Below are 4,220 nucleotides of genomic sequence, written 5' to 3'. Positions count from 1 at the left end.
CATGTGAATATAAAAGTGGTATTTTATAATCCCCAGCCTCAACTATAAGCTGTTCCAGGATGCGGACAGGAATGTTTGGTAGTTCTTGTGTCTTTAAAGATGAAATAATTGAAAGAAGGTTTGCAATTCCTCCATCTTGCTTGCTCAACACCCTCAGAATCTCCCTTGCGAGTCTAGGGTTATGTTGGCCATACTTAAGCAAAAGGTTAGTGTACCCCCTTAATTCAGGTGTATAGATTCCTCGCAGAAGCCTTAGCGCGTTTTCCTCAGTAGCAGGCTCATTCTTAATAGCCTCTATTCTGGCCTTTTCAGCGGCCTCTTCCCTGGCTTTCTTTTCTTCTTCTGCCTTGTCTTGTTTATACTTTTCCTGCTTTGCAGACACTAACTCCGGGGTTAAAGAACTATCCATAAGCGCTCTTATAGTACCTCCTCCCGGGTCTATTCTGCCATCAACAGTACCTCGTTGCACCTCTCGCTGAAAAGTTGTTATGGCCTCTATAGTCAGTGGTATCTGATCAGGAAGTACCTGTTTACGAATGATTTCCTGACTATCTGTAGTATTAGCTTCATTTTCCGAGCCTTCAAGCCCTTTCGTTTTAAGTTTTGCAGGGACACTTACTACCATTGCGTTATACTCTTTGTCATAGGCTGTCCGGGTCAATAAACCAAGTTCCAAAAGCCTATCCTGCATAAGTCGCAAATCAGCAGTAAAATTGATATTCTCCGTATGTACTTCTAACTTCTTAGAAGCATCGTTAGGCTTACCTACCGATGCACTAATAATGGAATTCTCTGCCTCGGCTTCCTCTCTCGTTAATGCTGGCATCGTGATTTCTCTGGCTATAACCTCTTCTTTCAAGACACCTTCACCCTCAAACGTCTTTAAACCAGCATAGTATCTTGCCCGTGCCCATACATCTGAAGAATAATCATGGCCGGTGGTGCCCTGATCCATCTTTTCCAGGCTTTGAACGTTTTTAGACCCAAAATTATAAGCAGCTACAGCACCTTTCAATCGCTGAGCATAGGTCCAATTCGGATGTTTGTTAGTAACCAACCTCAACTGATCCACCAAAATACTTACGGCCTGGTCAACATGTGCTTCGCTGTAAGCTCCTTCTGCAACTGTTCTGCCGCTTTCCTTATCTACCTGCATCAACCCAAAACCCTCGCCGTCATCACCGTAGCCATTGGCATCCAAAGCTTTCCCACCGCGGGACTCCCGGCTTGCGAGTGCCGCCACCAATGCTGGTGGTATATTATATTTCTTACCTACCTTTTTGAAGGTTTCAACATAATCACCCATCAACTCCAGATCACGGGCTGCCATCCGTTCGGATGCTTGTACTCCGGTATCTGTATATTGTTCCCCGTCTTGCTTGGTTGTCAGGTCCCCTGCTCCACCAGTCACAAGTGTTTCCAGTATGGCGTTATCTTCACTGGCCATGTGTTTCCTGCCTTCAGGTACTTCGGCAATTTCGGTCGGCACAACGCCTGGAGAGACCGCAGTTGCCTCTGAAACCTCCTCCACAACAGGAGCCACTTCCTGAGAAGGAACGACAATTGTTGCCCCTACCTGCTTAAAACTCCAGATATATCCGGACTGATCATTCTTCAAAAACCTTTTGGCCTGGTCAGGGTTAGCCTTTTTTAAAGCTTCTTCACTAATACCATGGCTTGATGCTACAGATGCTACAGTATCCCCACTTTTTACAACATAAGTGGTGGCGGGAGGCTCATTTGACTCAATGGGTTCAGCGGACGGATTCCCTCCTCGCTTACTAAGATATCCTGCCAAGGTATGCTCCTCAAGATTAATATTGGCCAGTGCTCCACCCAGGGTCAGGCTATTAATATCAGGAAATGAGTTTTCTTCTTCATCTTTTAATACCGTTCCTCCAAGCATAGCACCAGAATCAGCCCCATCATCCCATTTTGCAAAAGGATCATGAAACCCGTTTCTATGATTATGCCTATCCTTATTGTCAAGCAAATCTTTTAAAGGATCACTATTAACATTTCCCGGGACTGGGGATTTACTTTCAAACATTTCAACCTGGGGTTATAGTGCCTTCCCTTTTTTTCTTAATTCCTTGATCACGCCCTCTGAAAATATTTGTTCGGTAACTTTTTCATTTCCATGATGCAAGGTCATCATGGCACAATAACGAAAAATATTATTGATCTCTGCACCCGTCAGTTCATACTTTTTAACCACTTTTTCAAGCAACTCTTTATTTTCTACAGCATACCTACCATAAAATACGCGATCGAAAAGCTCCTTTCGAAGGGTTTCATTGGGAACCGGGAATTTAATCATGGTTTGAAACCTTCTTGTAAATGCTGAATCCATATTGGATTTCAGGTTACTTGAAAGTATAACGAGGCCATTGAAATTCTCCACTCGCTGCAACAGGTATGAAACTTCCTGGTTGGCATAGCGGTCATTGGCAGTGGTAGTTTGTGTACGTTTTCCAAACAAAGCATCGGCCTCATCAAAGAAGAGTATCCAATTCCGGTTCTCTGCTTTATCAAAAATAGAAGCAAGATTCTTTTCAGTCTCACCGATGTACTTGCTCACCACAACAGAAAGATCTATCCTAAAAACGGGGACGTTGGCCTCTTTTCCTATAAGACTGGCAGCCATGGTCTTACCTGTACCTGAAGGCCCATAAAACAAAGCCCTGTACCCTTTCTTTATTTTGCGGCTAACCTGTTCATCCACTATCATCTGCTTATTTTCTTTCAGCCAGATATTGATCTCCTCCAAAGCAAAACGTGTTTGACCACCAACCACTAAATCATCCCATGTTTCTTCAGTATCAATATGTTGTGCTGGAAACGACGGACTTAGTGAGGGTATAAAAGCTTTACCTTCTATCAACAAACTATAATATTCATCCGACAAAGTTAATATGCCACAAAACCTGGATAAATTAGGATTCGTTTCCTGCAAACTAAAAACACCCTTTTTAGTAAAAGAATGAGCGCAATGAAATACCTTAAGTATGATTTGCCGCCTCAAAGAAATATTGTTCCCCGCCAACAGAAAGAGAGCTGTTTCCCCCGTGGGTATAAAACCGTAAAACCTGTTGTTCTTAACTCCCCCTAAACTGTCCACCCCTACCCCTTTGGAAAGGAGTATTGAAAAAGGCTCAAATAGCGAAGGATCCACATGTGGAGCCAAAGTAAGAATCAAAATCAAGCGTTCTGCTACATGCAACCATTCCGGATCATCAGGATCTCGTTCCCTTATTAAATCTTCTACAAGCACGCTGTAAGTAGTGCCTTCGATCATATCCGGAGGGTAGTTGTTTAGCAAAAACTCTTCTGATATATTATACTCATTCTGTGGATTAAGGCTTTCCAGTCGTTGACCTATTATACCCTTCGCCCAATTTATTTCTGCGCCTATGGTATTTGATAATAGAATTTCTTGCTCCCTCATTTAGTATGATAAAGTTTAAAAACATAAAGTATAAGCTTAGCGCAGGATATGGGGGAGCTTGATCATTTGCCCCTGCACGTAAAAAGAAACAATATAAAGCCCTGCAGGATAATTTTCCAAAGGAATTTTAAAGGATTTTACACCTTTTGTCATATTACCTTAACATACAAGCAATCCTGTCGAGGAATATACTCTTATTGCATTATCCTCAGTTAAAGGGTGGTCAAAGGCCAGCGTGGCATCACCTTCTGATGGGTTTGGGTATATTTTAATCCCGTTTGCTAATTCTCTTTCATACCCAGATACCTTCGCTGGCGACGGAAGCACTTTTATTTCCTTATACGCACCCTGATATATTTCTTTTGTTTTGGTCTTTGATAAGTGTGTATCATGAATATATGCAACAATTAAAAATGTATCTGTTGTATTATACGCAAAGTTAGGACTCCAATATTGCGTGACGGTTTCTGTACGAGATACATCATTAGGAAGCCAATCTCCATGAATGTAGGTTCCTGCCGCATCCGTTAAAAGCTTTCTCAGCACATTGTGATAAGCCCCCCTGGTCTTAAGCGTAGCGATCCTAAGACCTAAAATGATATAGGGCGTCCGCCCGGGCTAATTCTGTTAATGCTATCTTTGAAACATAGGAAGAAAATAGGCCATTCGGGGTCAGCACGCTATGTATTTCGCGACATTTTGCAATATATTCAATAATTGAGCGGACACTCCAAGCACATATCGGGTCTGTAGTACGCCTGCCTGAATACAC

3 protein-coding genes are annotated in these 4,220 nt (G+C 42.5%); all 3 read right to left on the bottom strand.

Translation table 11 applies throughout. The features are described from left to right. The coding region (locus E1163_RS11645; protein ID WP_155171847.1) for a transglycosylase SLT domain-containing protein at window positions 1-2,050 on the bottom strand (2,050 nt) is incomplete at its 3' end. 12 nt (window positions 2,051-2,062) lie between these two features. Then, a complete protein-coding gene (locus E1163_RS11640; protein ID WP_155171845.1) occupies window positions 2,063-3,448 on the bottom strand; it encodes an ATP-binding protein in 1,386 nt (461 codons plus the stop codon). 159 nt (window positions 3,449-3,607) lie between these two features. Continuing rightward, window positions 3,608-3,994 (bottom strand): T9SS type A sorting domain-containing protein, encoded by a 387-nt coding sequence (locus tag E1163_RS11635; protein WP_155171843.1) that lies wholly within the window; start codon window positions 3,992-3,994, stop codon window positions 3,608-3,610. Between the last annotated feature and the right edge of the window lie 226 nt (window positions 3,995-4,220).

The sequence above is a fragment of the Fulvivirga kasyanovii genome (genome assembly GCF_009711405.1).
Lineage (GTDB): Bacteria > Bacteroidota > Bacteroidia > Cytophagales > Cyclobacteriaceae > Fulvivirga > Fulvivirga kasyanovii.
This window is presented reverse-complemented; position numbering and strand designations above follow the sequence as displayed.

Bases quoted from the DNA above. Each gene is read 5' to 3' on its own strand.
- E1163_RS11640 (WP_155171845.1), bottom strand. From the start codon at position 3,448: ATGAGGGAGCAAGAAATTCTATTATCAAATACCATAGGCGCAGAAATA.